Here is a 22085-nt window from a genome sequence, read left to right as displayed (position 1 = left end):
TTCTCGTTTATTCGCCGCCGGTGCCACCGCTGCCGACATGGCGGCGCAGTTCGCAGGTATCGAGCGAGTCAGCATTGCCGCGCAGCACCAGCTGGCCCATGGCGATCAGCTCGCGGCAGCGCCAGAACACGAACCAGTCGCTGGCCAGCAGACCTTCGATCGCGCCCATCACGCTGCCCACCATCTGCGCCGCGGGCGTCCACTCGGACGGGGCGCGTTCCATGATGATCTCGTCGATGGTGTGATAGGCCGCCGGTACCAGCGTGTTGCCCTTCCAGAGCCGCACGTCGGCGTTTTCCTTGACGTTCTGCTGCCACTCGTAGCCGAGGCGGCCCAGGCGCAGCACCGAGACCGGGGCGATGGTGGAAAAGCGCCGCGCCAGCCGCGCGGGCGTGTACATGCCGATCGCCGCCAGGTTGCCCTGCGCGGGCATTTCCAGCTCGCGCAGGTCCATGGCGACTTCATTGATCCGCTGCGGCGCCTGGTACAGGTGGAATACCACCCGGCGCAGCATCAGCTGGTCGGCCGCGCTCTGGCCGTGCCAGATGGCCACTTCCATGTCGTCCTGGCGCAGCGCCTGGAGCTGGTCCAGCGCCTGGCGCATCTCGGCGCCGAAATCGATGTCGGTATGCGGGGCGACCCGCTGCCAGAAGCCGGAGCGGATCAGGCCGGTGCTGTCGATGTCGGCCAGCGGTCCCACCGCCAGGTCGTCGCGCAGCACCACGACAGGGTCCGGCCGCGCAGCCTGGGCCAGGGCCTGGCGCAGGGTCGTGCCTGCTACATCACCATTGACGACGTGGATATATTGCATGGCCGTGATTGTATATGGGTGGGACGGTTCGCTGGCACCGCCGCGGCGGCGATGCGACAGGCGGGGTCGCCGCCCGCCCGGTCGCTGCCCTGCAAGCATCGCGCCAGCAGGAAGCAGCCTGCCGCCATTGTAGTCACGGCCCGTGCTGGCCAATGTCGGCAATTGTCTGAATACGCACGCGCCGGCGTGCCCGGATCAGCGTTCGTCGTAGCTGACCACTACCCGCGGCGTGAGCGCCCGCGCCTGGCAGGTGAGCACGAAGCCCTTTTCTATCTCCCACGGCTCGAGCGTGTAGTTCTTTTCCATTTCCACCTGGCCTTCCAGCACCTTGGCGCGGCAGGTACAACAGACGCCGCCCTTGCAGGCGTAGGGCAGGTCCAGCCCGGCGGCCAGCGCGGTGTCGAGCACGTTGGCGTCTTCCAGCGGCAGGCGCATGCTGTGCTGCTTGCCGTCGAGCACCACCACCAGTTCGGCGGTGCCGGCATCGTCGGCGTGCGCGGGGGGCGGCTTGCGCCTGGCCTGGGCCAGCGGCACGCCGAAGCGCTCGGCGTGGATGCGGTGCGGGTCGAGGCCCGCATCGCGCAGCGCCGCCTCGGCCTCGTCGATCATCGAGGCCGGCCCGCAGACAAAGGCCGCGTCGATGTCTTCGACCGGGATCAGGGTCTGCAGGAAGGACGTCACGCGGGCATGGTCGAGCCGGCCGTGCAGCAGGTCCACCTCTTGCGGCTGGCGCGACAGCACGTGGTAGAGCGTGAAGCGCGCCAGATACTGGTTTTTCAGGTCTTCCAGCGCCTCGGAGAAGATGATGCTGTCGACGTTGCGGTTGCCATAGACCAGCGTGAAGCGGCTGTGCGGCTCGGCCAGCAGCGTGGTGCGGACGAGCGACAGCACCGGCGTGATGCCGCTGCCGGCGGCAAAGGCCACGTAGTGGTGCGCCGCGCCAGCATCGAGCGGCACGTGGAAGCGCCCGTCGGGGGTCATCACGTCGATCACCTGGCCCGGGGCGATGGAGTCATGCAGGTGCGTGGAAAAGAGTCCGTCCTCGACCAGCTTGACCGCCACGCGCAACTCGCCGTGCGCGTCGTAGTCCTGCACGGCCGAGCAGATCGAGTAGGAGCGGCGCAGGTCCTTGCCGTCGACCGGCGCCCTCAGCGTCAGGAACTGGCCCTGGGTGAAGCGGTAGGCATCGCGCAGCGTGTCCGGCACCTCGAAGGCGATCGATATGGTGTCGGCGGTCTCGGGGCGCACCTTCGCCACGCGCAGCGGATGGAACTGTGGAGTCATGGCAGCCTGGCTTCGGCCCGGCGGGGCTCAGTAGGGTTTGAAATAGTCGAACGGCTCGCGGCAGTCCAGGCACCGGTACAGCGCCTTGCAGGCGGTCGAGGCAAAGCGCGAGATTTCCTGCGTATGCACGCTGCCGCAGCGCGGGCAGGCCACGACATCCGGTGCGCCCGCGCGGGCGGCGCTAGGCACAAAGCGCAGCGGCTGCGCCTCGGCCGGCATGCCGCACTGGCCCGGCGGCGCAATGCCGAAGGCGCGCAGGCGCTCGCGCGCGGCCGGGGTGATCCAGTCGGTGGTCCAGGCCGGCGCCAGCACGGTGCGGATGCGCCACGGCGCCAGCCCGGCGCCGTCCAGCGCCCGGCCGATGTCCTCGGCGATCTGCGACATCGCCGGGCAGCCGGAGTAGGTGGGCGTGATGACGATCTCAAGCGCGCCGTCGGCGCCGGTCAGGACATCGCGCAAGATGCCCAGGTCGCGGATCGACACCACCGGGATCTCCGGGTCCGGCACCGCCTCCAGCGCCGCCCATGCACGCGCGATGCGGCCATCGATGGCGCGGTCGTTGCGTAGGGGGAGGGCGGCGATGGTCATGTTGGTCAATCCTTTGCGGCGAAGCGGGCGCTTACCATTGCGCGCCCGGATGGGCCCGCGCCAGCCCCTGCATCTCGCCCAGCAGGTAGCTCATGTGTTCGGAGTGCACGCCGTGCTTGCCGGTCGAGACAAAGCGCGTGGCCTGGGGCAGGGTTAGCGTGGCAGCCTGCAGCGTCTCGGCGACGGTGGCATCCCAGGCGGGGCGCAGCGTGGCCGTGATGACGCCGATGCCCTGCGCGGCGGCCTCGGCTTCCACCGCGTCTTCGGCAAAGCACTCGTTCATATAGGGCAGCAGGTGTTCCAGCGCGCGCTGCATGCGCGCGTGCGATGCCTCGGTGCCGTCGCCCAGGCGCACTACCCAGCCAGCCGCGTGGTGCAGGTGGTAACGCGCTTCCTTGACCGACTTGGCGGCGATCGCGGCCAGTTGGTCATCGCGGCTGGCCAGCAAGGCTTCCCAAAGCTCGACCATCAGCGCGCTGTACAGGAAGTTGCGCATGATGGTGACGGCGTAGTCGCGCTCGGCGGCGGCGTTGCCGGCCAGCGGGCCGCGGTGCGGCAACTCCAGCAGTGTCCAGTTGCGGAAGTCGCGCTCGGCGCGCCAGTAGGCGTAGTCGTCCTCATGGTGGGGCAGGCCGGTCAGCTCGCCTTCCAACTCGCCGGCGCGGCCGTACAGCAGCCGCGCCTGGCCGATCAGGTCCAGGCTGATGTTGGCCAGTGCGATGTCTTCTTCAAGCACGGGGCCGTGGCCACACCATTCGGCGTTGCGCTGGCCCAGGACCAGGGCGTTGTCGGCCAGGCGCAGCACGTAGCGCAAGGCCGCGGTGCGCGCCGGCGGCAGGTGATCGAGCGAGGCGGGCACAGTCGGCTGTGGGGACGCGGTCATGGTGCGGGCCTTACATGTGGTTGACTTCGTCGGGCAGCTGGTAGAACGTCGGGTGCCGGTAGATCTTGTCGGCCATCGGGTCGAACAGCTCCGGTTTTTCCTCGGGCACGCTCGCGGTGATGGCCGCGGACGGCACCACCCAGATCGACACGCCTTCCTGGCGCCGCGTATAGACGTCGCGCGCCATGTGCAGCGCCTGCTGCGCATCGGCGGCGTGCAGGCTGCCGCAATGCTTGTGTTCCAGGCCTTGCTTGCTGCGTACGAACACTTCCCACAGCGGCCATTCCTTGCGTTGCATCGATTGTCTCCTCCGCCCTCGGGCGCGGGGTTCAGGCCGCGGCGCGGCTTGCGCGGGCTTCGCGTTCGGCCACCTTGGCGGCGTGCGCCAGCGCGGCCTCGCGCACCCAGGCGCCGTCCTCATGCGCTTTCACGCGGGTGGCCAGGCGCTCGCGGTTGCAGGGTCCGTCGCCGTTGATCACGCGCCAGAACTCATCCCAGTCCAGCGGGCTGTAGTCATAGTGGCCGCGCTCGGCATTCCATTGCAGGCCGGGGTCGGGCAGGGTCACGCCCAGCACGCGGGCCTGCTCGACCGTGGCATCGACAAACTTCTGGCGCAGGTCGTCGTTGGAGATGCGCTTGATGCCCCAGGCCATGGTCTGCGCGCTGTTGGTCGAGGCAGCGTCGGGCGGGCCGAACATCATCAGCACCGGGAACCACCAGCGGTTGACCGCATCCTGCACCATCTCGCGCTGGGCCTCGGTGCCGCGCATCATCGCCAGCAGCGCGTCGAAGCCCTGGCGCTGGTGGAACGACTCTTCCTTGCAGATGCGGATCATGGCGCGTGCATACGGGCCGTACGAGCAGCGGCACAGCGGGATCTGGTTCATGATCGCCGCGCCGTCGACCAGCCAGCCGATCACGCCCACGTCGGCCCAGGTCAGCGTCGGGTAGTTGAAGATCGACGAATACTTGGCCTTGCCGCTGTGCAGCGCGTCGACCAGGTCATCGCGCGAGGCGTCCAGCGTCTCGGCGGCGGAATACAGGTAGAGCCCATGGCCGCCTTCATCCTGCACCTTGGCCAACAGGATGGCCTTGCGCTTGAGCGACGGGGCCCGGCTGATCCAGTTGCCCTCCGGCAGCATGCCGACGATCTCCGAGTGCGCATGCTGCGAGATCTGGCGCACCAGGGTCTTGCGGTAGGCCTGCGGCATCCAGTCCTGCGGCTCGATCTTGCCGTCGGCGGCCATGCAGGCGTCGAACGCGGCCTGGCAGGCGGCTTCGTCCTGGGGCGCGCTGGCCTGCGCCGCATCGGCGTGCTGGCCGGGCAGGTCAAGACTCTGCGTGTACATATTGTCTCCTCTGGCGGGAATGCCGCTCGGATCGCGGACAGCGACTGGCCCTATTATATATATGCCGACCGGTCGGTCAATTTAAGGGAAAGCCCGCTACCGTGACCCGTGCTTGATCCTGCTCGCCACGTGGCGGCTGCCGCACGGGTAGGATCGAAGGCAGGCGGCGTTACCGCCGCCATCCCTTTCCCTGTCAACGGAGGCAATACCTATGACTAGCACGGCATACAGCAAGATCGTGGTGGCGGTGGACGGCAGCAGCACGTCCGACCTGGCGCTGGGCGAAGCCATCCGCGTGGCGGCTCCGGGCGGCGCCACCGTGCTGGCCCTCTATGTCGTGGACACCGGCACGCCCATGTTCGATGCCGGGTACTACGACCCGAGCCAGCTGCAGAAGGCGTTCGAGGAAAGCGGCCAGCGCGCGCTGCAGGCCGCCTCGCAGCGGCTGGCCGCGGCCGGTGTGGCGCATGAAACCCGGCTGGTGACCGAAGCGCCGGTGCCCGGCGACATGGGGGCGTCGATCAACGAGGCCGCGCGCCAGTGGGGCGCCGACCTGCTGGTGATCGGCACGCACGGACGCCGCGGCGTGCGCCGGCTGGTACTGGGCAGCGTGGCCGAGGCGGTGATACGCCAGTCCACCATGCCGGTGCTGCTGGTGCGCGGCGAGGCGAAGGCCGACTGAATGGCCGATGAAATCACGCCCCCGATCGGGGGCGTCAGGACACTGACGGGATTCAGCCGGCGAAGCGGAAATGGCCGCTGCGCAGCACGATCTCGCGCGCCTCGGTCAACTCGAACAGGCTTTCGGCCAGGCGCTCGATGCGCTGGCGGTTGCTGGTGAAGGCTGCGACCAGGTCTTCCTCGCGCGGCGAACGCGCGCCGAAATGGGCCTCGAGGGCCTCGGCGGTGACGGAATACAAGGTGGGACTGCCGTTGACCGTCGCAGGGCAGGACAGCGTGAGGCTGGCTGCGCAGTAGGTCGGGAGGCTGCGAGGGAACGTGATGTCGGACATGGCGTGCCTCGTGCTGGCGGCGGGCGTATTCAATCAATATAGGCCATCGCCGCGTTCCGTAAAGCCCGGCCAGTCCGCTGGCCGGTCCGGCAACCTTCTTTTTTGGTTCCGCTCAGCCGCTGTGCGCCCGCCGCCGCCCCGGCAGCTTGCGCGCGGCCGCGCCCAGCGTGCGCAGGTCCGCCACCGCGGCATGGGCGGCGGCGATATGCGCGGCGGCGTAGTCGGCCTGTTCCGCCAGGAAGGCGTCGAGCGCGGCAGCGGGTGGTAGCGCGGGGCGCTCGGCGCTGCCGGTAGTGTCTGCCAGGCCCGGCCGCATCGCCAGCTCGGCCAGTTGCGCTTCCAGTTGCGTCAGGAGCATGCGCACTTCAGCACCGGCGGGCAGCGTGAAAACGCCCGACTCCACCCCGGCTCGCACCACGCCGGCCAGCGCGGCCATGCGGCGCGCGCACGCATGCACGCGCTGGTAGGCCCCGGCATAGTCGGGCGCGAGCGCGCCGGCGGCCTGTGCCAGCGTGAGTTCGGCGCGGGTGGAAGCCCGGCCGGCGGCAATGCGCAAGGCTTCCAGCCGCAGCACGGCGCGCGGCGTCGCGGCCTCAGCCACGCGGCTGGCGGCGAAGGCGGCACGCAGGTAGACCGCGTTGACCGCCACCGCGTCGACGGCATGGCGGAACACGCGCGACATTTCCACGCGCGGTGCCAGCACAAAGTAAGTCGCCAGCGCGATCAGGCAGCCGAGCGCGGTGTCGATGCCGCGCAGCGCGGCAAAGTGGCTGCTGTCGACGGCCGGCGCGCCCACCCATGAGAACAGGATCACGGCCGGCGTCAGGCAGAACGCGAATGCCCCGGGCTGCCCGGCGAGGCGGCTGGCATAAGCCCCGGCCAGGAAGGCCGCGCTGATGCCCAGCGCCACCACCGGCGCCGGATGGAGCAGGCCAATCACACAGGCGCACAGGGCGCCCGCCAGCGAGCCCGCAAAGCGTTTCACGGAAACCTGCCGGGTGGTCTGCAGTTGGGGGCTGAGCACCATGATCACGGTCACCGCCACCCAGTAGCCGTGGTCCAGCCGCCACCACTGCGCCGGCACCAGGCTGAGGCTGCCGGCCAGCGCCAGCCGCAGGGCGTGGCGCGTGACCAGGGCATCGCCTGCGGCGTGGTCGGCCAGCCCGCGCAGCATCTGGGCTAGCCCGTGCCCGATGCCGCGCCGCGGCCAGCGGAAGCTTGCGCGCCATCGGTCGAAATCCGGATGGTGCGCCAGGGCGGATAGTGCCGACTGATAGGGGGGCGGTGCGCTGGCATTGGCCACGGGCGCGGTCAGTCGCCGCAGTTCGTGGCGCAGCGCCGCGCTCAACGCCGGCAGGTCGGGCGCGTGCCGCGCCAGTGCCTGGCCGACTTGCTCCCGGGCGTCGGCGACACAGCGCGCGATATGACGCAACGGCGGCTGCATCGGCAAGCCATGGGCGGCGCCGGCGCGCTCGCGCAGTTCGCCCGCGACGATCAGCAGCGCAAACAGGGCGTCGGCGACACCCACGGCATAGGCATAGTGCAGGAGACTGCTGGGGTCGTGCAGGCTGCGTCGGGCCTCGATGGCCCGGCGCGCGGCCTCGATGCGGTTGCGGATGTCCTGCTTGCAGGTGGCGAGGTCATTGCCGTGGCGGGTGTCGGCGAGTGCCGTGGCGAGCCGGACCAGCGCGTCGTAGGCGGCCACGATCTCGGTGCGCGGCCGGTCGTCGCGGGCCGAAGGGATCAGCGCCAGGCAAGCCAGGCACGCGAACACGCCGCCGCGTAGGAAGTCGAGCCCGCTCTGCAGGGCCTGCACGGCCAGGTCAGGCCCGGCCGCAGGCTGCAGGCACGCGGCCACCAGCACGACATAGAGCAGCTTGGCCGCGAGCGCACTGGCCGGGCCGCGCGTCTCTGCCAGGCCTGCGGCAAGCCCTCCCGCCATCACCACCAGCACGGCCAGCCAGGGCGTCGGCGCCACGGCCGCGCCCAGCGCGCTGGCCACCGCCCCGCCAATGCCGACCGCTCCCAGGCTGGAAAGCCGTGCCGACGCCGTGCCTTGCCGGTCCGCCAGGCAGGCCCAGATCGAGGCCGTGGCCGACCACAGGTAGCCTGCATCCCCGGTCAGCCAGCCAATACCGGCAAGGGCCAGGAACGACAGCGCATAGATGATCCCGCGCCGGAGCAGCATGGGGTCAGGCCAGTAGCGGGCAAGGAGGGCGGAGGCGAACATGCGGGGCCAGGATCCACGCGAGCCAGCCAGGTCGGGCGCCCGTCGTGAGACCACTCTACGATACCGTTTGCTGCGTTGCAACAAAGCTGGTTTGTTGCCCACAGCAGCGGCTCGCCGCACCACGTTGGGGCGAGAAAGCCGCGTGGCGAGGCCCCAAGCACGATTGCAGCGCCAGCAGGGGCAAACGTGCACAGGGGTTGTGACCGTTCCGGCGCGAAGGCGAAAAAAAACCCACGCAGGTTGTGCGTGGGTTGGAATCCACCGAGGTGGTGGAGGAGACAGACTCCACTATACCTGGTTTGTTGCGACGCACCAAGCGGTCATGTGTCAATGTCTGACAATACGCACAATGACGTTGTATCGATGCGACAAATTCCGGTTTCCAACGATCGAGCCGTGTCCTAACGGAACAGATAGGCGGCACCTACCGCACACACGATCCCGGCAGCATCGGCCACCAGCGCACAACCGAGCGCATGGCGCGTATTGCGCACATTGATGCTGCCGAAGTAGACCGCGAGCACATAGAAAGTGGTCTCGGTCGAGCCCTGGATGATCGCGGCCAGCCGTCCCTGGAACGAGTCCACCCCATAGGTCGTCATCACATCCACCATCAGCCCGCGCGCGCCGGCGCCGGACAGGATCTTCATCAGCCCGACCGGCAGCGCCGGCACGAAGTCCGTATTGACGCCCAGTTGGGCGAAGCCCAGCGTCAGCCAGCCCATTAGCACGTCCATGCAGCCGGTGGCCCGGAACAGGCCGATGGCTACGAGGATCGCCACCAGGTAGGGAATGATTTGCACGGCGACGCCAAAGCCTTCCTTGGCGCCATCGATAAAGGCTTCATAGACATTGACCCGGCGCAGCGCGCCGCAGACCAGGAACAGCGTGATCAGTGACAGGATGAAGCCGGCGCCGGCCAGTGCCGTCACGCTGCCGACCTGCTCCGGCGGCGCGTGCCGCAGCCAGGCGAACATCCCGCCCAGTAGCGCCGCGACCAGCCCGAACGCCACCAGCACGGCCGGGCGCAGCAGGTTCAGCCGCTGCACCCACGCCACTGCCAGCAGGCCGGCCAGGCATGAGCCGCCGGTGGCCAGCAGCGTCGGCAGGAAGATATCTGCCGCATTGAAACCCACCAGCCCCTGCTTGACCGCAATGGCCTGCCGGATCGCGATCACCGAGGTCGGAATCAGCGTCAGCCCGGCCGTATTCAGCACGATGAACATGATCTGCGCATCGGTGGCGACGTCCGGGCGCCGGTTCAGCGTCTGCAGCTCGCGCATGGCATTCAGGCCGAGCGGCGTCGCGGCATTGTCCAGCCCGAGCAGGTTGGCCGACACGTTCATCATCATCGCCCCCTGTGCCGGATGGCCCTGCGGCACGCCGGGGAAGAAATGGCGCAGCAGCGGGTTCACCAGCCGGGCGAAGGCATCGACCACGCCGGCGCGCTCGCCGATGCGCATGATGCCAAGCCACAGGCTCATCACCCCGGCCAGGCCGAGCGCGATCTCGAAGGCCGTGCGCGCGCTGTCGAACAGGCTCGCCAGCATGGCGGGGAACACGGTGAGATCGCCGCTGGCCAGGCGGACGCAGGCGGCGACAAAGGAAATCAGGAAGAAACCGAGCCAGACAACGTTCAGGGCCATCGGAATGCGGGAAGCGGGGGAATCAAAGCCGGGGAGATCCCCGGCACGGCGTGCAGCTCAGCCGATCACGGCCCCGCGTTCGGCCAGCAGCTTGCGCAGGACCGAGCGGTGGCAGTGCGCCTCATTCTCGCAGTAGCAGCCTACCGAGAAATTGGTCTGGTGCGACAGCGCCGCCAGCAGGTCTAGCGTGCGGCTGGGGTCCGGCGCGGCCATTTCCTTGCGGAAGTGCCGCACGAACGCCCGCCATTGCTTGTCATCGGTGGCCTGCAGCGCCTGGGCCACCAGTTCGGACGATGGCGACAGCACGGGATACCAGACATCGTAGAAATCGCGGCTGGCAAACTCGGATTTGGGCACGCCCCGCGGCGGCCGGCGCACGGTGCCGATGCGCAGGCCTTCATCGGCCGCGCGCGGCGCGCCGAGTCTTACGATTCGGATGGTCATGGAGGATCCCGCTCATGTCTGCCGACGCGAGTGCGTCCGGCTAAAGTCCCAGATCATGAATCATGGTGTCGCGCATGACAAACTTCTGCACCTTGCCCGTCACAGTCATCGGCATTTCCGAGACAAAGCGGATATAGCGCGGAATCTTGTAGTGGGCGATCTGGTCACGGCAGAACGTCCGGATCTCGTCCTCGGTGGCGGACTGGCCGGGTTTGAGCACAATCCAGGCGCAGACCTCCTCGCCGTACTTCTGGTCAGGCACGCCAAAGACCTGCACCGCCTGCACCTTGGGATGGCGGAACAGGAATTCCTCGATCTCGCGCGGGTAAATGTTCTCGCCACCGCGGATCAGCATGTCCTTGACCCGGCCGACGATGTTGCAGTAGCCCTTGTCGTCAATGGTGGCGAGGTCGCCGGTGTGCATCCAGCCGTCGCGGATGGCCTCGCGGGTGCGCTCGTCGTCTTCCCAGTAGCCTTGCATCACGGAATAGCCGCGGGTGCAAAGCTCGCCGGTGGCGCCGGTCGGCACGACCTCGCCGAGGGCGTCGACCACCTTGCATTCCAGGTGCGGTTGCACCCGCCCGACGGTGGCGACGCGCTTGTCCAGCGGATCGTCGGTGGCGCTCTGGAACGAGACCGGGCTGGTTTCGGTCATGCCATAGGCAATGGTGACCTCGGACATATGCATGTCGGCCACCACGCGCTTCATGACCTCGATCGGGCAGGGGGCGCCGGCCATGATGCCGGTGCGCAGGGTCGAGAAGTCGAAGCGGCTGAACTCCGGATGGTCCAGCTGGGCGATAAACATGGTCGGCACGCCATGCAGGGCGGTACAACGTTCCTCGCTGGCCGCCTGCATGGTCGCGAGCGGATCGAAGGCCTCGCCCGGGAACACCATGCAGGCGCCGACCGAGACGCAGGCCAGCACCGACAGCACCATGCCGAAGCAGTGATAGAGCGGTACCGGGATGCACAGTACGTCACTGTCGCCAAGGCACATCGCCATGGCGACAAAGCGGCCGTTGTTGACCACGTTGTGATGCGTCAGGGTGGCGCCCTTGGGGTTGCCGGTGGTGCCGCTGGTGAACTGGATATTGATGGCATCGTGCGCGGAGAGCGTCGCGGTCACCGCGTCCAGGCGCGCAGTATCGGGTTCGGCCAGGAGTGCATCGTAATTGAGCATGCCGGGCGTCGCCTCGGATCCCATGCGGACCACCCACTGCAGCCGAGGCAGCCGTGCGGCGCGCAGCGCACCCGGCTCGGCCTCGGCCAGTTCCGGCGCCAGCGCCTGCAGGGTGGCCAGGTAGTCGCTGCTCTTGAAACGCGCGGCCGTGATCAGCATGCGCACGCCCGCCTTGTTCAGCGCATATTCCAGCTCCGCCTGGCGGTAGGCCGGGTTGATATTGACCAGGATGGCGCCGATGCGCGCGGTGGCGAACTGAGTCACCAGCCATTCGGGCCGGTTCGGCGCCCAGATGCCGACGCGGTCGCCCGGTTGGATGCCGCGCTGGAGCAGGCCGCTGGCCAGGCGATCGACCTGGTCGCTGAACTCCGCCCAGTTCCAGCGCACGCCATGCTCGCGGAACACCACGGCCGGGCCGTCCGGGTTTGCGGCGACAGAGCGCGCCAGCAGTGCCGGAATCGTCTGATCAGACAGGGGGATGTCGGTGCTGCCGGCGACCAGGGAGAGGCCGGGCGTCACGGGTCGGGTCATCTTGTCTCCTTCAACTGCTCTGCTTGGCATTCGACGGCTATATAGAGGAAGGCGTTTCGGGTTGGGCCAACGCCCACGGCGCCAGCTTAAGCCGAGGCGTTGCTGAATGTTGTCACCAGCGCGACATTTGCGCCCCATGCGCCGCTTTTTCGAGTACTTCGAATTATTTCGCGAAATCGCTTGCCAGTCGGTCCTGCGTCCCTTAATATTCGCCCCCTCGCAACACAACGCAGCGCTGCAAAGCAGACGCAGCAAGGGTTTGCGGGGTCGACCGGGTAGGTTGGCGCAGCGAAGTTAGCGCGCCGGCCGCAGCGAAAAAAGTTGCTGAAACGGTTGACGAAACGAAGAAAGCTCTGCATAATCTCGTTTCTCTGCTGCAGACAACGCAGCAGCGCTGAACGGCAAAGCCGGCAGCGAAGTTCTTTAACAACCAAACAACCGATAAGTGTGGGCGCTGGGTAGCGGACGCCGCTGTCTTCGGACAGTGTTGCTTCACAAGTTATACAGTGCTCGCACAGCAAAACGTGACTGGGTCTTCGGATCTGGTCAGTCAGTTTTCTGAGAGTGAGCGACCGCTCGAAAGAGCGAGGGAGCCGCGAGGCTTCCACACAGAGATTGAACTGAAGAGTTTGATCCTGGCTCAGATTGAACGCTGGCGGCATGCCTTACACATGCAAGTCGAACGGCAGCACGGGCTTCGGCCTGGTGGCGAGTGGCGAACGGGTGAGTAATACATCGGAACGTGCCCTGTAGTGGGGGATAACTAGTCGAAAGATTAGCTAATACCGCATACGACCTGAGGGTGAAAGCGGGGGACCGCAAGGCCTCGCGCTACAGGAGCGGCCGATGTCTGATTAGCTAGTTGGTGGGGTAAAAGCCTACCAAGGCGACGATCAGTAGCTGGTCTGAGAGGACGATCAGCCACACTGGGACTGAGACACGGCCCAGACTCCTACGGGAGGCAGCAGTGGGGAATTTTGGACAATGGGGGCAACCCTGATCCAGCAATGCCGCGTGTGTGAAGAAGGCCTTCGGGTTGTAAAGCACTTTTGTCCGGAAAGAAATGGCTCTGGTTAATACCCGGGGTCGATGACGGTACCGGAAGAATAAGCACCGGCTAACTACGTGCCAGCAGCCGCGGTAATACGTAGGGTGCGAGCGTTAATCGGAATTACTGGGCGTAAAGCGTGCGCAGGCGGTTTTGTAAGACAGGCGTGAAATCCCCGAGCTCAACTTGGGAATGGCGCTTGTGACTGCAAGGCTAGAGTATGTCAGAGGGGGGTAGAATTCCACGTGTAGCAGTGAAATGCGTAGAGATGTGGAGGAATACCGATGGCGAAGGCAGCCCCCTGGGACGTCACTGACGCTCATGCACGAAAGCGTGGGGAGCAAACAGGATTAGATACCCTGGTAGTCCACGCCCTAAACGATGTCAACTAGTTGTTGGGGATTCATTTCTTCAGTAACGTAGCTAACGCGTGAAGTTGACCGCCTGGGGAGTACGGTCGCAAGATTAAAACTCAAAGGAATTGACGGGGACCCGCACAAGCGGTGGATGATGTGGATTAATTCGATGCAACGCGAAAAACCTTACCTACCCTTGACATGCCACTAACGAAGCAGAGATGCATTAGGTGCCCGAAAGGGAAAGTGGACACAGGTGCTGCATGGCTGTCGTCAGCTCGTGTCGTGAGATGTTGGGTTAAGTCCCGCAACGAGCGCAACCCTTGTCTCTAGTTGCTACGAAAGGGCACTCTAGAGAGACTGCCGGTGACAAACCGGAGGAAGGTGGGGATGACGTCAAGTCCTCATGGCCCTTATGGGTAGGGCTTCACACGTCATACAATGGTGCGTACAGAGGGTTGCCAACCCGCGAGGGGGAGCTAATCCCAGAAAACGCATCGTAGTCCGGATCGTAGTCTGCAACTCGACTACGTGAAGCTGGAATCGCTAGTAATCGCGGATCAGCATGCCGCGGTGAATACGTTCCCGGGTCTTGTACACACCGCCCGTCACACCATGGGAGTGGGTTTTGCCAGAAGTAGTTAGCCTAACCGCAAGGAGGGCGATTACCACGGCAGGGTTCATGACTGGGGTGAAGTCGTAACAAGGTAGCCGTATCGGAAGGTGCGGCTGGATCACCTCCTTTCTAGAGGCTTGTGTCTCAAGCCTAGCGTTCACACTTATCGGTTTGTTTGCTGTTACAGCCAAGGGTCTGTAGCTCAGGTGGTTAGAGCACCGTCTTGATAAGGCGGGGGTCGTAGGTTCAAGTCCTACCAGACCCACCAAGTTATCCGAAGGGGGATTAGCTCAGCTGGGAGAGCACCTGCTTTGCAAGCAGGGGGTCGTCGGTTCGATCCCGTCATCCTCCACCACTACCTGGTACCTTGGATTGGTTGTCAAATGCAAGCGCTTAGCATTGAGCGTTTGCATTTGGCATTGCCAAGCGATCGAATGATCGGCTGTTCTTTAAAAATATGGGATGTAGTAAAGGTGTCGCGAAGCGTTGATGAGACGCTGCAGTACAAACGCGATACCGGGTTGTGATTGTATCAACCAAAATGTATTTAAGTGATCGAAAGATGACTTGGAATACGGCACAAATGCGAGAACTCATCCTGTAGCGACTGTTTCGAGCAATCGAGACACACTCGTTATAGGGTCAAGCGAACAAGTGCATGTGGTGGATGCCTTGGCGATCACAGGCGATGAAGGACGCGGTAGCCTGCGAAAAGCTTCGGGGAGCTGGCAAACAAGCTTTGATCCGGAGATGTCCGAATGGGGAAACCCGGCCCGTATGGGTCATCCCTGACTGAATACATAGGTCAGGGAAGCGAACGCGGCGAACTGAAACATCTAAGTAGCTGCAGGAACAGAAATCAACCGAGATTCCCAAAGTAGTGGCGAACGAAATGGGAAGAGCCTTGTACTCTTTAGCAGCATTGTTAGCAGAACGGGATGGAAAGCCCGGCCATAGCAGGTGATAGCCCTGTATGCGAAAACAGCGTTGTGGAACTAGGTGTACGACAAGTAGGGCGGGACACGTGAAATCCTGTCTGAAGATGGGGGGACCATCCTCCAAGGCTAAATACTCGTGATCGACCGATAGTGAACCAGTACCGTGAGGGAAAGGCGAAAAGAACCCCGGGAGGGGAGTGAAATAGATCCTGAAACCGCATGCATACAAACAGTCGGAGCCTCGTAAGGGGTGACGGCGTACCTTTTGTATAATGGGTCAGCGACTTACATTCAGTGGCAAGCTTAACCGATTAGGGAAGGCGTAGCGAAAGCGAGTCCGAACAGGGCGTTGAGTCGCTGGGTGTAGACCCGAAACCAGATGATCTATCCATGGCCAGGTTGAAGGTGCGGTAACACGTACTGGAGGACCGAACCCACTAACGTTGAAAAGTTAGGGGATGAGCTGTGGATAGGGGTGAAAGGCTAAACAAATCTGGAAATAGCTGGTTCTCTCCGAAAACTATTTAGGTAGTGCCTCGTGTCTCACCTTCGGGGGTAGAGCACTGTCATGGTTGGGGGGTCTATTGCTGATTACCCCGCCATAGCAAACTCCGAATACCGAAGAGTGCAATCACGGGAGACAGACATCGGGTGCTAACGTCCGGTGTCAAGAGGGAAACAACCCAGACCGCCAGCTAAGGTCCCCAAATATAGCTAAGTGGGAAACGAAGTGGGAAGGCTAAAACAGTCAGGAGGTTGGCTTAGAAGCAGCCACCCTTTAAAGAAAGCGTAATAGCTCACTGATCGAGTCGTCCTGCGCGGAAGATGTAACGGGGCTAAGCTATATACCGAAGCTGCGGACGCACAGCAATGTGCGTGGTAGGAGAGCGTTCCGTAAGCCTGTGAAGGTGTCTTGTAAAGGATGCTGGAGGTATCGGAAGTGCGAATGCTGACATGAGTAGCGATAAAGGGGGTGAAAGGCCCCCTCGCCGTAAGCCCAAGGTTTCCTACGCAACGTTCATCGGCGTAGGGTGAGTCGGCCCCTAAGGCGAGGCAGAGATGCGTAGCTGATGGGAAGCAGGTTAATATTCCTGCACCGTCGTATGATGCGATGGGGGGACGGATCGCGGAAGGTTGTCCGGGTGTTGGAAGTCCCGGTCCCTGCATTGGAGAAGGCGCTCAGGCAAATCCGGGCGCGGAATTCAAGGATGTGGGGCGAGCGGCCTAGTGCTGCGAAGCAATTGGAAGTGGTTCCAAGAAAAGCCTCTAAGCTTCAGTCATACGAGACCGTACCGCAAACCGACACAGGTGGGCGAGATGAGTATTCTAAGGCGCTTGAGAGAACTCGGGAGAAGGAACTCGGCAAATTGGTACCGTAACTTCGGGATAAGGTACGCCCTGGTAGCTTGACTGGCCTGCGCCAGAAGGGTGAAGGGGTTGCAATAAAATGGTGGCTGCGACTGTTTAATAAAAACACAGCACTCTGCAAACACGAAAGTGGACGTATAGGGTGTGACGCCTGCCCGGTGCCGGAAGATTAAATGATGGGGTGCAAGCTCTTGATTGAAGTCCCGGTAAACGGCGGCCGTAACTATAACGGTCCTAAGGTAGCGAAATTCCTTGTCGGGTAAGTTCCGACCTGCACGAATGGCGTAACGATGGCCACACTGTCTCCTCCCGAGACTCAGCGAAGTTGAAGTGTTTGTGATGATGCAATCTCCCCGCGGCTAGACGGAAAGACCCCATGAACCTTTACTGTAGCTTTGCATTGGACTTTGAACCGATCTGTGTAGGATAGGTGGGAGGCTTTGAAGCGTGGACGCTAGTTCACGTGGAGCCGTCCTTGAAATACCACCCTGGTTTGTTTGAGGTTCTAACCTTGACCCGTGAATCCGGGTCGGGGACAGTGCATGGTAGGCAGTTTGACTGGGGCGGTCTCCTCCCAAAGTGTAACGGAGGAGTTCGAAGGTACGCTTGGTACGGTCGGACATCGTACCTAAAGTGCAATGGCAAAAGCGTGCTTAACTGCGAGACCGACAAGTCGAGCAGGTGCGAAAGCAGGACATAGTGATCCGGTGGTTCTGAATGGAAGGGCCATCGCTCAACGGATAAAAGGTACTCTGGGGATAACAGGCTGATACCGCCCAAGAGTTCATATCGACGGCGGTGTTTGGCACCTCGATGTCGGCTCATCTCATCCTGGGGCTGTAGCCGGTCCCAAGGGTATGGCTGTTCGCCATTTAAAGAGGTACGTGAGCTGGGTTTAAAACGTCGTGAGACAGTTTGGTCCCTATCTGCCGTGGGCGTTGGAATCTTGACGGGGGCTGCTCCTAGTACGAGAGGACCGGAGTGGACGTACCGCTGGTGTACCTGTTGTCTCGCCAGAGGCATCGCAGGGTAGCTATGTACGGAAGAGATAACCGCTGAAAGCATCTAAGCGGGAAACTCGCCTGAAGATGAGGATTCCCTGGAGGCTTGACCTCCTTGAAGGGTCGTTCGAGACCAGGACGTTGATAGGCTGGGTGTGGAAGCGCAGTAATGCGTTAAGCTAACCAGTACTAATTGCCCGTAAGGCTTGATCCTATAACCAGTGTGTTTTGCCTGGTGTGTGATCGTGACTGTGCCGAAACAGTTGACACAAGACGCACAACCCCAACTACATCCCTATTCGCAGCGTTGACCTCAACCTCAGCGCTGCAACCCCTTATGCCTGGTGACCATAGCGAGCTGGAACCACCCCTTCCCATCCCGAACAGGTCCGTGAAACAGCTCCGCGCCGATGATAGTGCGGATACCCGTGTGAAAGTAGGTCATCGCCAGGCTCTTATTCCCAAAACCCCTCGACAGCGTGTGCTGCGAGGGGTTTTGTCTTTTCCGGCCGTCGCCGCGCGTGGCCTCGCGGCCCTGCCAGGCCGCCTCAGAGCCTCCAGGAGCCGCGCTGGAAAGCCCCTATAGGGTGAGAACGCAGAAATCTAAACTGCGCTTGTGGGAGCGATCAGGCGGTTCAAGCGCCACGCTGGAACGCCTTCCCTGGTCTGCCCAAGTACAGCATCCGCAACGGAAAGTGCTTGACAGGCAAGGTGAGAAGCCCCATAATCGATAGTTCTCTGCGGAGAGGTGCCCGAGTGGCTAAAGGGGGCAGACTGTAAATCTGTTGGCTTACGCCTACGCTGGTTCGAATCCAGCCCTCTCCACCAGAATGCAAGACAGCAGCCGGCAGTGCCGGTGAAGAAGCAGGAAAGAACCGGGCGGGTGTAGCTCAATGGTAGAGCAGAAGCCTTCCAAGCTTACGACGAGGGTTCGATTCCCTTCACCCGCTCCAGTCGCGCGGTTGCTGTCAGAGTAGTACGTCAAGTTTCGCCCATGTGGCTCAGTGGTAGAGCACTCCCTTGGTAAGGGAGAGGTCGGCAGTTCGATCCTGCCCATGGGCACCAAATACCACGCACTGGCAATATCGCTACCGAGACAGGAGTCGCGAAATGGCAAAGGAAAAGTTCGAGCGGACCAAGCCGCACGTGAACGTTGGCACGATTGGTCACGTTGACCATGGCAAGACCACGTTGACGGCAGCGATCGCCACGGTGCTGGCAGCCAAGTTCGGCGGTGCCGCCAAGAAGTACGACGAAATCGACGCAGCGCCGGAAGAAAAGGCACGCGGTATTACCATCAATACCGCCCACGTCGAGTACGAAACGGCCAACCGCCACTACGCGCACGTTGACTGCCCGGGCCACGCTGACTATGTGAAGAACATGATCACGGGTGCCGCCCAGATGGACGGCGCAATCCTGGTTTGCTCGGCCGCTGACGGCCCGATGCCGCAAACGCGCGAGCACATCCTGCTGGCCCGTCAGGTTGGCGTGCCTTACATCATCGTGTTCCTGAACAAGTGCGACATGGTGGACGACGCTGAACTGCTCGAGCTGGTCGAGATGGAAGTTCGCGAGCTGCTGAGCAAGTACGAGTTCCCCGGCGACGACACCCCGATCATCAAGGGTTCGGCCAAGCTGGCGCTGGAAGGCGACAAGGGCGAGCTGGGCGAAGTGGCCATCATGAACCTGGCCGACGCACTGGACACCTACATCCCGACGCCGGAGCGTGCCGTTGACGGTACCTTCCTGATGCCGGTGGAAGACGTGTTCTCGATCTCGGGTCGCGGCACCGTGGTGACCGGCCGTATCGAGCGCGGCGTGGTGAAGGTCGGTGAGGAAATCGAAATCGTCGGTATCAAGCCGACGGTGAAGACCACCTGCACCGGCGTGGAAATGTTCCGCAAGCTGCTGGACCAGGGTCAAGCCGGCGACAACGTTGGCCTGCTGCTGCGCGGCACCAAGCGTGAAGACGTCGAGCGCGGCCAGGTGCTGTGCAAGCCGGGTTCGATCAAGCCGCACACCCACTTCACCGGCGAGGTGTACATCCTGTCGAAGGACGAAGGCGGCCGTCACACCCCGTTCTTCAACAACTACCGCCCGCAGTTCTACTTCCGTACCACCGACGTGACCGGCTCGATCGAGCTGCCGAAGGACAAGGAAATGGTCATGCCGGGTGACAACGTGTCGATCACCGTCAAGCTGATCGCCCCGATCGCCATGGAAGAAGGCCTGCGCTTCGCTATCCGTGAAGGCGGCCGTACCGTCGGCGCCGGCGTCGTGGCAAAGATCCTCGACTAAGTTGTTTGATAGCGAACGCGGCACCAACCGGCCGCGTTCGTTGCCAGAAGGGGTTGGCGCCAGCGCCGGCCCCACAGTTGTTTTAGGGGTATAGCTCAACTGGCAGAGCGTCGGTCTCCAAAACCGAAGGTTGGGGGTTCGATTCCCTCTGCCCCTGCCAAATCAATCAGCCGCGTCGCGAAGAGCAATCGTGACGCGGCTTAGTCTCGTTTGCGAAACATGGCCAATCCCAATGTTGAAACCGTGAACGCCAGCAGCGGCAAGTGGATGCTTGGCGTGGCGGTGCTGCTGGTGGTTGCGGGCGTCATCGGTTTCTATGCACTGGCACAGCAACCGTCTTATGTACGTGGCGCCGCACTGTTCGGTGGTATTGCACTGGGTATCGTGGTTGCACTGGTGTCCGTACCAGGCAAGGACTTTATCGGGTTCGCCAAGGAGTCGTATCGGGAAGTTCGCAAGGTCGTCTGGCCGACGCGCAAGGAAGCCGGGCAAATGACGGGGCTGGTCTTCGTCTTTGTCGTCGTCATGGCGCTGTTCCTGTGGTCGGCTGACAAGCTCATCGAGTGGGTCGTCTTCTCGCTCGTGCTGGGCTGGAAATAAGAGGTAGCACATGACGGATAACGCTCAGCAGGAAACCACCGCGCCGGAATCGCCTTCGTCGAAGAAGCGCTGGTATGTCGTGCATGCCTACTCCGGCATGGAGAAGAGCGTGCAGCGCGCGCTGCAGGAGCGCATCGAACGCGCCGAGATGCAGGACAAGTTTGGCCGCATCCTGGTGCCGTCCGAAGAAGTCGTGGAAATCAAGGGCGGCCACAAGTCGGTCACGGAGCGTCGTTTCTTCCCGGGCTATGTGCTGGTGGAAATGGAAATGACCGACGAGACCTGGCACCTGGTGAAGAACACCAGCAAGGTCACCGGTTTCGTGGGCGGCGCCCGCAACCGCCCGAGCCCGATTTCGCAGCGCGAAGTCGACAAGATCATGACCCAGATGCAGGAAGGGGTCGAGAAGCCGCGTCCCAAGACGCTGTTCGAAGTGGGCGAAATGGTGCGCGTCAAGGACGGCCCGTTCACCGACTTCAACGGCAACGTGGAAGAAGTGAACTACGAGAAATCGCGCCTGCGCGTCTCGGTCACGATCTTCGGGCGTGCCACGCCGGTCGAGCTCGAGTTCGGCCAGGTCGAGAAGGTTTAAGGAATTTGCCGGCTGCGGCCTGAAAGGGCGGCAACTGGCAACGGCGACGCCCCGGTGGCGGCGCCAAGAGGAGCGTGAGGCCGTGCCGAAGGTGCGGCGACAGCGCGTTACGACTCAACAGGATCGCATCCCGAAAGGGCGATCCGGATTGGAGTAGAGATGGCCAAGAAGATCATTGGCTTTATCAAGCTGCAGATTCCGGCTGGTAAGGCAAATCCCTCCCCGCCCGTTGGTCCCGCACTGGGTCAGCGTGGTCTGAATATCATGGAGTTCTGCAAGGCGTTCAACGCCCAGACCCAGGGTATGGAACCCGGTCTGCCGGTGCCGGTGGTGATTACCGCCTTCGCCGACAAGAGCTTCACCTTCGTGATGAAGTCGCCCCCGGCGACCGTGCTGATCAAGAAGGCAGCTGGCATCGCCAAGGGTTCGCCGAAGCCCCATACCGACAAGGTTGGCAAGATCACCCGCGCCCAGGCTGAAGAAATCGCCAAGGCCAAGAACGCTGACCTGACCGCCGCCGACCTGGACGCCGCCGTGCGTACCATCGCCGGTTCGGCTCGTTCGATGGGCATCACCGTGGAGGGTCTGTAAATGGCTAAGGTTTCCAAGCGCGTCGCCGCCAACAAGGCGAAGATCGAGCGTACCAAGTTCTACCCGATCGACGAGGCCCTGGGCCTGGTGAAGGGCTGCGCTTCGGCGAAGTTCGACGAGTCGATCGACGTGGCCGTGCAACTGGGCATTGACGCCAAGAAGTCGGACCAGGTGGTTCGTGGTTCGGTGGTGCTGCCCGCAGGTACCGGCAAGTCGGTTCGCGTGGCTGTGTTCGCCCAGGGCGAAAAGGCCGAAGCCGCCAAGGCCGCCGGTGCTGACATCGTCGGCATGGAAGACCTGGCTGAGCAAGTCAAGGCCGGCAACCTGAACTTCGACGTCGTGATCGCTTCGCCGGACACGATGCGTATCGTCGGTACGCTGGGCCAGATCCTGGGCCCGCGCGGCCTGATGCCGAACCCGAAGGTCGGTACCGTGACGCCCGACGTGGCCCAGGCCGTGAAGAACGCCAAGGCTGGTCAGGTGCAGTTCCGTGTCGACAAGGCCGGTATCATCCACGCCACCATCGGCCGCCGCTCGTTCGAAGACGCAGCGCTGAAGAGCAACCTGTCCGCACTGCTGGAAGCCCTGGTGAAGTCCAAGCCGGCTACGAGCAAGGGCGTGTACCTGCGCAAGATCGCCGTCTCGTCCACCATGGGCGTTGGCGTGCGCGTGGAACAAGCTTCGCTGTCGGCCTGAGCTGACGGCATGGGCT

17 protein-coding genes, 6 tRNA genes and 3 rRNA genes are annotated in these 22085 nt (G+C 63.3%); 15 read left to right on the top strand and 11 right to left on the bottom strand.

What is annotated here, in order from left to right; genetic code table 11:
- Window positions 1-7: 7 nt before the first annotated feature.
- From CNE_RS16965 to paaA, 6 genes are all read right to left on the bottom strand, one after another.
- Window positions 8-811: a DUF1835 domain-containing protein gene (locus CNE_RS16965; RefSeq protein WP_041228219.1), complete on the bottom strand. Its 804-nt coding sequence runs from the start codon at window positions 809-811 to the stop codon at window positions 8-10.
- Between the two features lie 195 nt (window positions 812-1006).
- Window positions 1007-2095 (bottom strand): 1,2-phenylacetyl-CoA epoxidase subunit PaaE, encoded by a 1089-nt coding sequence (gene paaE, locus CNE_RS16960; protein WP_013958274.1) that lies wholly within the window; start codon window positions 2093-2095, stop codon window positions 1007-1009.
- A gap of 27 nt (window positions 2096-2122) precedes the next feature.
- Window positions 2123-2683, bottom strand: coding sequence for a 1,2-phenylacetyl-CoA epoxidase subunit PaaD (gene paaD, locus CNE_RS16955; protein ID WP_013958273.1), 561 nt, complete (start codon window positions 2681-2683; stop codon window positions 2123-2125).
- Between the two features lie 31 nt (window positions 2684-2714).
- Window positions 2715-3566 carry a 1,2-phenylacetyl-CoA epoxidase subunit PaaC gene (gene paaC / locus CNE_RS16950; RefSeq protein WP_013958272.1) on the bottom strand — a complete coding sequence of 284 codons (852 nt, stop codon included), beginning with the start codon at window positions 3564-3566 and terminating at the stop codon, window positions 2715-2717.
- Window positions 3567-3576: 10 nt separating this feature from the next.
- Window positions 3577-3864 carry a 1,2-phenylacetyl-CoA epoxidase subunit PaaB gene (gene paaB / locus CNE_RS16945; protein WP_012354162.1) on the bottom strand — a complete coding sequence of 96 codons (288 nt, stop codon included), beginning with the start codon at window positions 3862-3864 and terminating at the stop codon, window positions 3577-3579.
- Window positions 3865-3895: 31 nt separating this feature from the next.
- On the bottom strand, window positions 3896-4915 hold the full coding sequence (gene paaA, locus CNE_RS16940; RefSeq protein ID WP_013958271.1) for a 1,2-phenylacetyl-CoA epoxidase subunit PaaA: 1020 nt from the start codon (window positions 4913-4915) through the stop codon (window positions 3896-3898).
- Window positions 4916-5126: 211 nt separating this feature from the next.
- On the opposite strand from paaA, the gene CNE_RS16935 reads away from it, so the two are divergent.
- Entirely contained in the window at window positions 5127-5597 is a 471-nt protein-coding gene (locus CNE_RS16935) for a universal stress protein (RefSeq protein ID WP_013958270.1), read from the top strand.
- A gap of 52 nt (window positions 5598-5649) precedes the next feature.
- On the opposite strand, the gene CNE_RS16930 is transcribed toward CNE_RS16935, so the two are convergent.
- From CNE_RS16930 to CNE_RS16910, 5 genes are all read right to left on the bottom strand, one after another.
- A complete protein-coding gene (locus CNE_RS16930) occupies window positions 5650-5928 on the bottom strand; it encodes a DUF1488 family protein (protein ID WP_013958269.1) in 279 nt (92 codons plus the stop codon).
- A 112-nt stretch (window positions 5929-6040) separates the two neighbouring features.
- On the bottom strand, window positions 6041-8158 hold the full coding sequence (locus CNE_RS16925) for an FUSC family protein (RefSeq protein WP_013958268.1): 2118 nt from the start codon (window positions 8156-8158) through the stop codon (window positions 6041-6043).
- 401 nt (window positions 8159-8559) lie between these two features.
- Window positions 8560-9804 (bottom strand): nucleoside recognition domain-containing protein, encoded by a 1245-nt coding sequence (locus CNE_RS16920; RefSeq protein WP_013958267.1) that lies wholly within the window; start codon window positions 9802-9804, stop codon window positions 8560-8562.
- Between the two features lie 57 nt (window positions 9805-9861).
- Window positions 9862-10248, bottom strand: a complete 387-nt coding sequence (locus CNE_RS16915; protein WP_013958266.1) for a DUF488 domain-containing protein — start codon at window positions 10246-10248, stop codon at window positions 9862-9864.
- Between the two features lie 40 nt (window positions 10249-10288).
- The gene (locus CNE_RS16910; RefSeq protein ID WP_013958265.1) at window positions 10289-11962 is read right to left on the bottom strand and encodes an AMP-binding protein; all 1674 of its coding nucleotides are present in this window, start codon (window positions 11960-11962) and stop codon (window positions 10289-10291) included.
- A gap of 617 nt (window positions 11963-12579) precedes the next feature.
- On the opposite strand from CNE_RS16910, the gene CNE_RS16905 reads away from it, so the two are divergent.
- From CNE_RS16905 to rplA, 14 genes are all read left to right on the top strand, one after another.
- Window positions 12580-14111 (top strand): 16S ribosomal RNA (locus CNE_RS16905).
- Window positions 14112-14173: 62 nt separating this feature from the next.
- Window positions 14174-14250: transfer RNA gene (locus CNE_RS16900), tRNA-Ile, on the top strand.
- Between the two features lie 11 nt (window positions 14251-14261).
- Window positions 14262-14337, top strand: a tRNA-Ala gene (locus CNE_RS16895).
- 285 nt (window positions 14338-14622) lie between these two features.
- Window positions 14623-17503, top strand: a 23S ribosomal RNA gene (locus CNE_RS16890).
- Window positions 17504-17629: 126 nt separating this feature from the next.
- Window positions 17630-17742 (top strand): 5S ribosomal RNA (gene rrf, locus CNE_RS16885).
- Together the 16S, 23S and 5S rRNA genes with 5 tRNA genes alongside form the textbook arrangement of a ribosomal RNA operon.
- 289 nt (window positions 17743-18031) lie before the next feature.
- Window positions 18032-18117 (top strand) — tRNA-Tyr (locus tag CNE_RS16880).
- A gap of 51 nt (window positions 18118-18168) precedes the next feature.
- Window positions 18169-18242 (top strand) — tRNA-Gly (locus CNE_RS16875).
- Window positions 18243-18279: 37 nt separating this feature from the next.
- Window positions 18280-18354: transfer RNA gene (locus CNE_RS16870), tRNA-Thr, on the top strand.
- A gap of 45 nt (window positions 18355-18399) precedes the next feature.
- Entirely contained in the window at window positions 18400-19590 is a 1191-nt protein-coding gene (gene tuf, locus CNE_RS16865) for an elongation factor Tu (protein ID WP_010810470.1), read from the top strand.
- A gap of 84 nt (window positions 19591-19674) precedes the next feature.
- Window positions 19675-19750: transfer RNA gene (locus CNE_RS16860), tRNA-Trp, on the top strand.
- 59 nt (window positions 19751-19809) lie between these two features.
- On the top strand, window positions 19810-20190 hold the full coding sequence (gene secE, locus CNE_RS16855) for a preprotein translocase subunit SecE (RefSeq protein WP_013958264.1): 381 nt from the start codon (window positions 19810-19812) through the stop codon (window positions 20188-20190).
- Between the two features lie 10 nt (window positions 20191-20200).
- Window positions 20201-20782 carry a transcription termination/antitermination protein NusG gene (gene nusG, locus CNE_RS16850; protein ID WP_010810468.1) on the top strand — a complete coding sequence of 194 codons (582 nt, stop codon included), beginning with the start codon at window positions 20201-20203 and terminating at the stop codon, window positions 20780-20782.
- A 159-nt stretch (window positions 20783-20941) separates the two neighbouring features.
- Window positions 20942-21373, top strand: a complete 432-nt coding sequence (gene rplK, locus CNE_RS16845) for a 50S ribosomal protein L11 (protein WP_013958263.1) — start codon at window positions 20942-20944, stop codon at window positions 21371-21373.
- Entirely contained in the window at window positions 21374-22069 is a 696-nt protein-coding gene (gene rplA / locus CNE_RS16840; RefSeq protein WP_013958262.1) for a 50S ribosomal protein L1, read from the top strand.
- The last annotated feature ends 16 nt before the right edge of the window (window positions 22070-22085 follow it).

It is taken from the genome of Cupriavidus necator N-1, assembly GCF_000219215.1.
Classification (GTDB): Bacteria; Pseudomonadota; Gammaproteobacteria; order Burkholderiales; family Burkholderiaceae; genus Cupriavidus; species Cupriavidus necator.
Note: the sequence above shows the minus strand (reverse complement) of the source record. Positions and strands in the feature narration are given on the sequence as shown.

Excerpts from the sequence above, each read along its gene's own strand:
- CNE_RS16965 (WP_041228219.1), bottom strand. The coding sequence starts at position 811 with ATGCAATATATCCACGTCGTCAATGGTGATGTAGCAGGCACGACCCTG.
- paaE (WP_013958274.1), bottom strand. The coding sequence starts at position 2,095 with ATGACTCCACAGTTCCATCCGCTGCGCGTGGCGAAGGTGCGCCCCGAG.
- paaD (WP_013958273.1), bottom strand. The coding sequence starts at position 2,683 with ATGACCATCGCCGCCCTCCCCCTACGCAACGACCGCGCCATCGATGGC.
- paaC (WP_013958272.1), bottom strand. The coding sequence starts at position 3,566 with ATGACCGCGTCCCCACAGCCGACTGTGCCCGCCTCGCTCGATCACCTG.
- paaB (WP_012354162.1), bottom strand. The coding sequence starts at position 3,864 with ATGCAACGCAAGGAATGGCCGCTGTGGGAAGTGTTCGTACGCAGCAAG.
- paaA (WP_013958271.1), bottom strand. The coding sequence starts at position 4,915 with ATGTACACGCAGAGTCTTGACCTGCCCGGCCAGCACGCCGATGCGGCG.
- CNE_RS16935 (WP_013958270.1), top strand. The coding sequence starts at position 5,127 with ATGACTAGCACGGCATACAGCAAGATCGTGGTGGCGGTGGACGGCAGC.
- CNE_RS16930 (WP_013958269.1), bottom strand. The coding sequence starts at position 5,928 with ATGTCCGACATCACGTTCCCTCGCAGCCTCCCGACCTACTGCGCAGCC.
- CNE_RS16925 (WP_013958268.1), bottom strand. The coding sequence starts at position 8,158 with ATGTTCGCCTCCGCCCTCCTTGCCCGCTACTGGCCTGACCCCATGCTG.
- CNE_RS16920 (WP_013958267.1), bottom strand. The coding sequence starts at position 9,804 with ATGGCCCTGAACGTTGTCTGGCTCGGTTTCTTCCTGATTTCCTTTGTC.
- CNE_RS16915 (WP_013958266.1), bottom strand. The coding sequence starts at position 10,248 with ATGACCATCCGAATCGTAAGACTCGGCGCGCCGCGCGCGGCCGATGAA.
- CNE_RS16910 (WP_013958265.1), bottom strand. The coding sequence starts at position 11,962 with ATGACCCGACCCGTGACGCCCGGCCTCTCCCTGGTCGCCGGCAGCACC.
- tuf (WP_010810470.1), top strand. The coding sequence starts at position 18,400 with ATGGCAAAGGAAAAGTTCGAGCGGACCAAGCCGCACGTGAACGTTGGC.
- secE (WP_013958264.1), top strand. The coding sequence starts at position 19,810 with ATGGCCAATCCCAATGTTGAAACCGTGAACGCCAGCAGCGGCAAGTGG.
- nusG (WP_010810468.1), top strand. The coding sequence starts at position 20,201 with ATGACGGATAACGCTCAGCAGGAAACCACCGCGCCGGAATCGCCTTCG.
- rplK (WP_013958263.1), top strand. The coding sequence starts at position 20,942 with ATGGCCAAGAAGATCATTGGCTTTATCAAGCTGCAGATTCCGGCTGGT.
- rplA (WP_013958262.1), top strand. The coding sequence starts at position 21,374 with ATGGCTAAGGTTTCCAAGCGCGTCGCCGCCAACAAGGCGAAGATCGAG.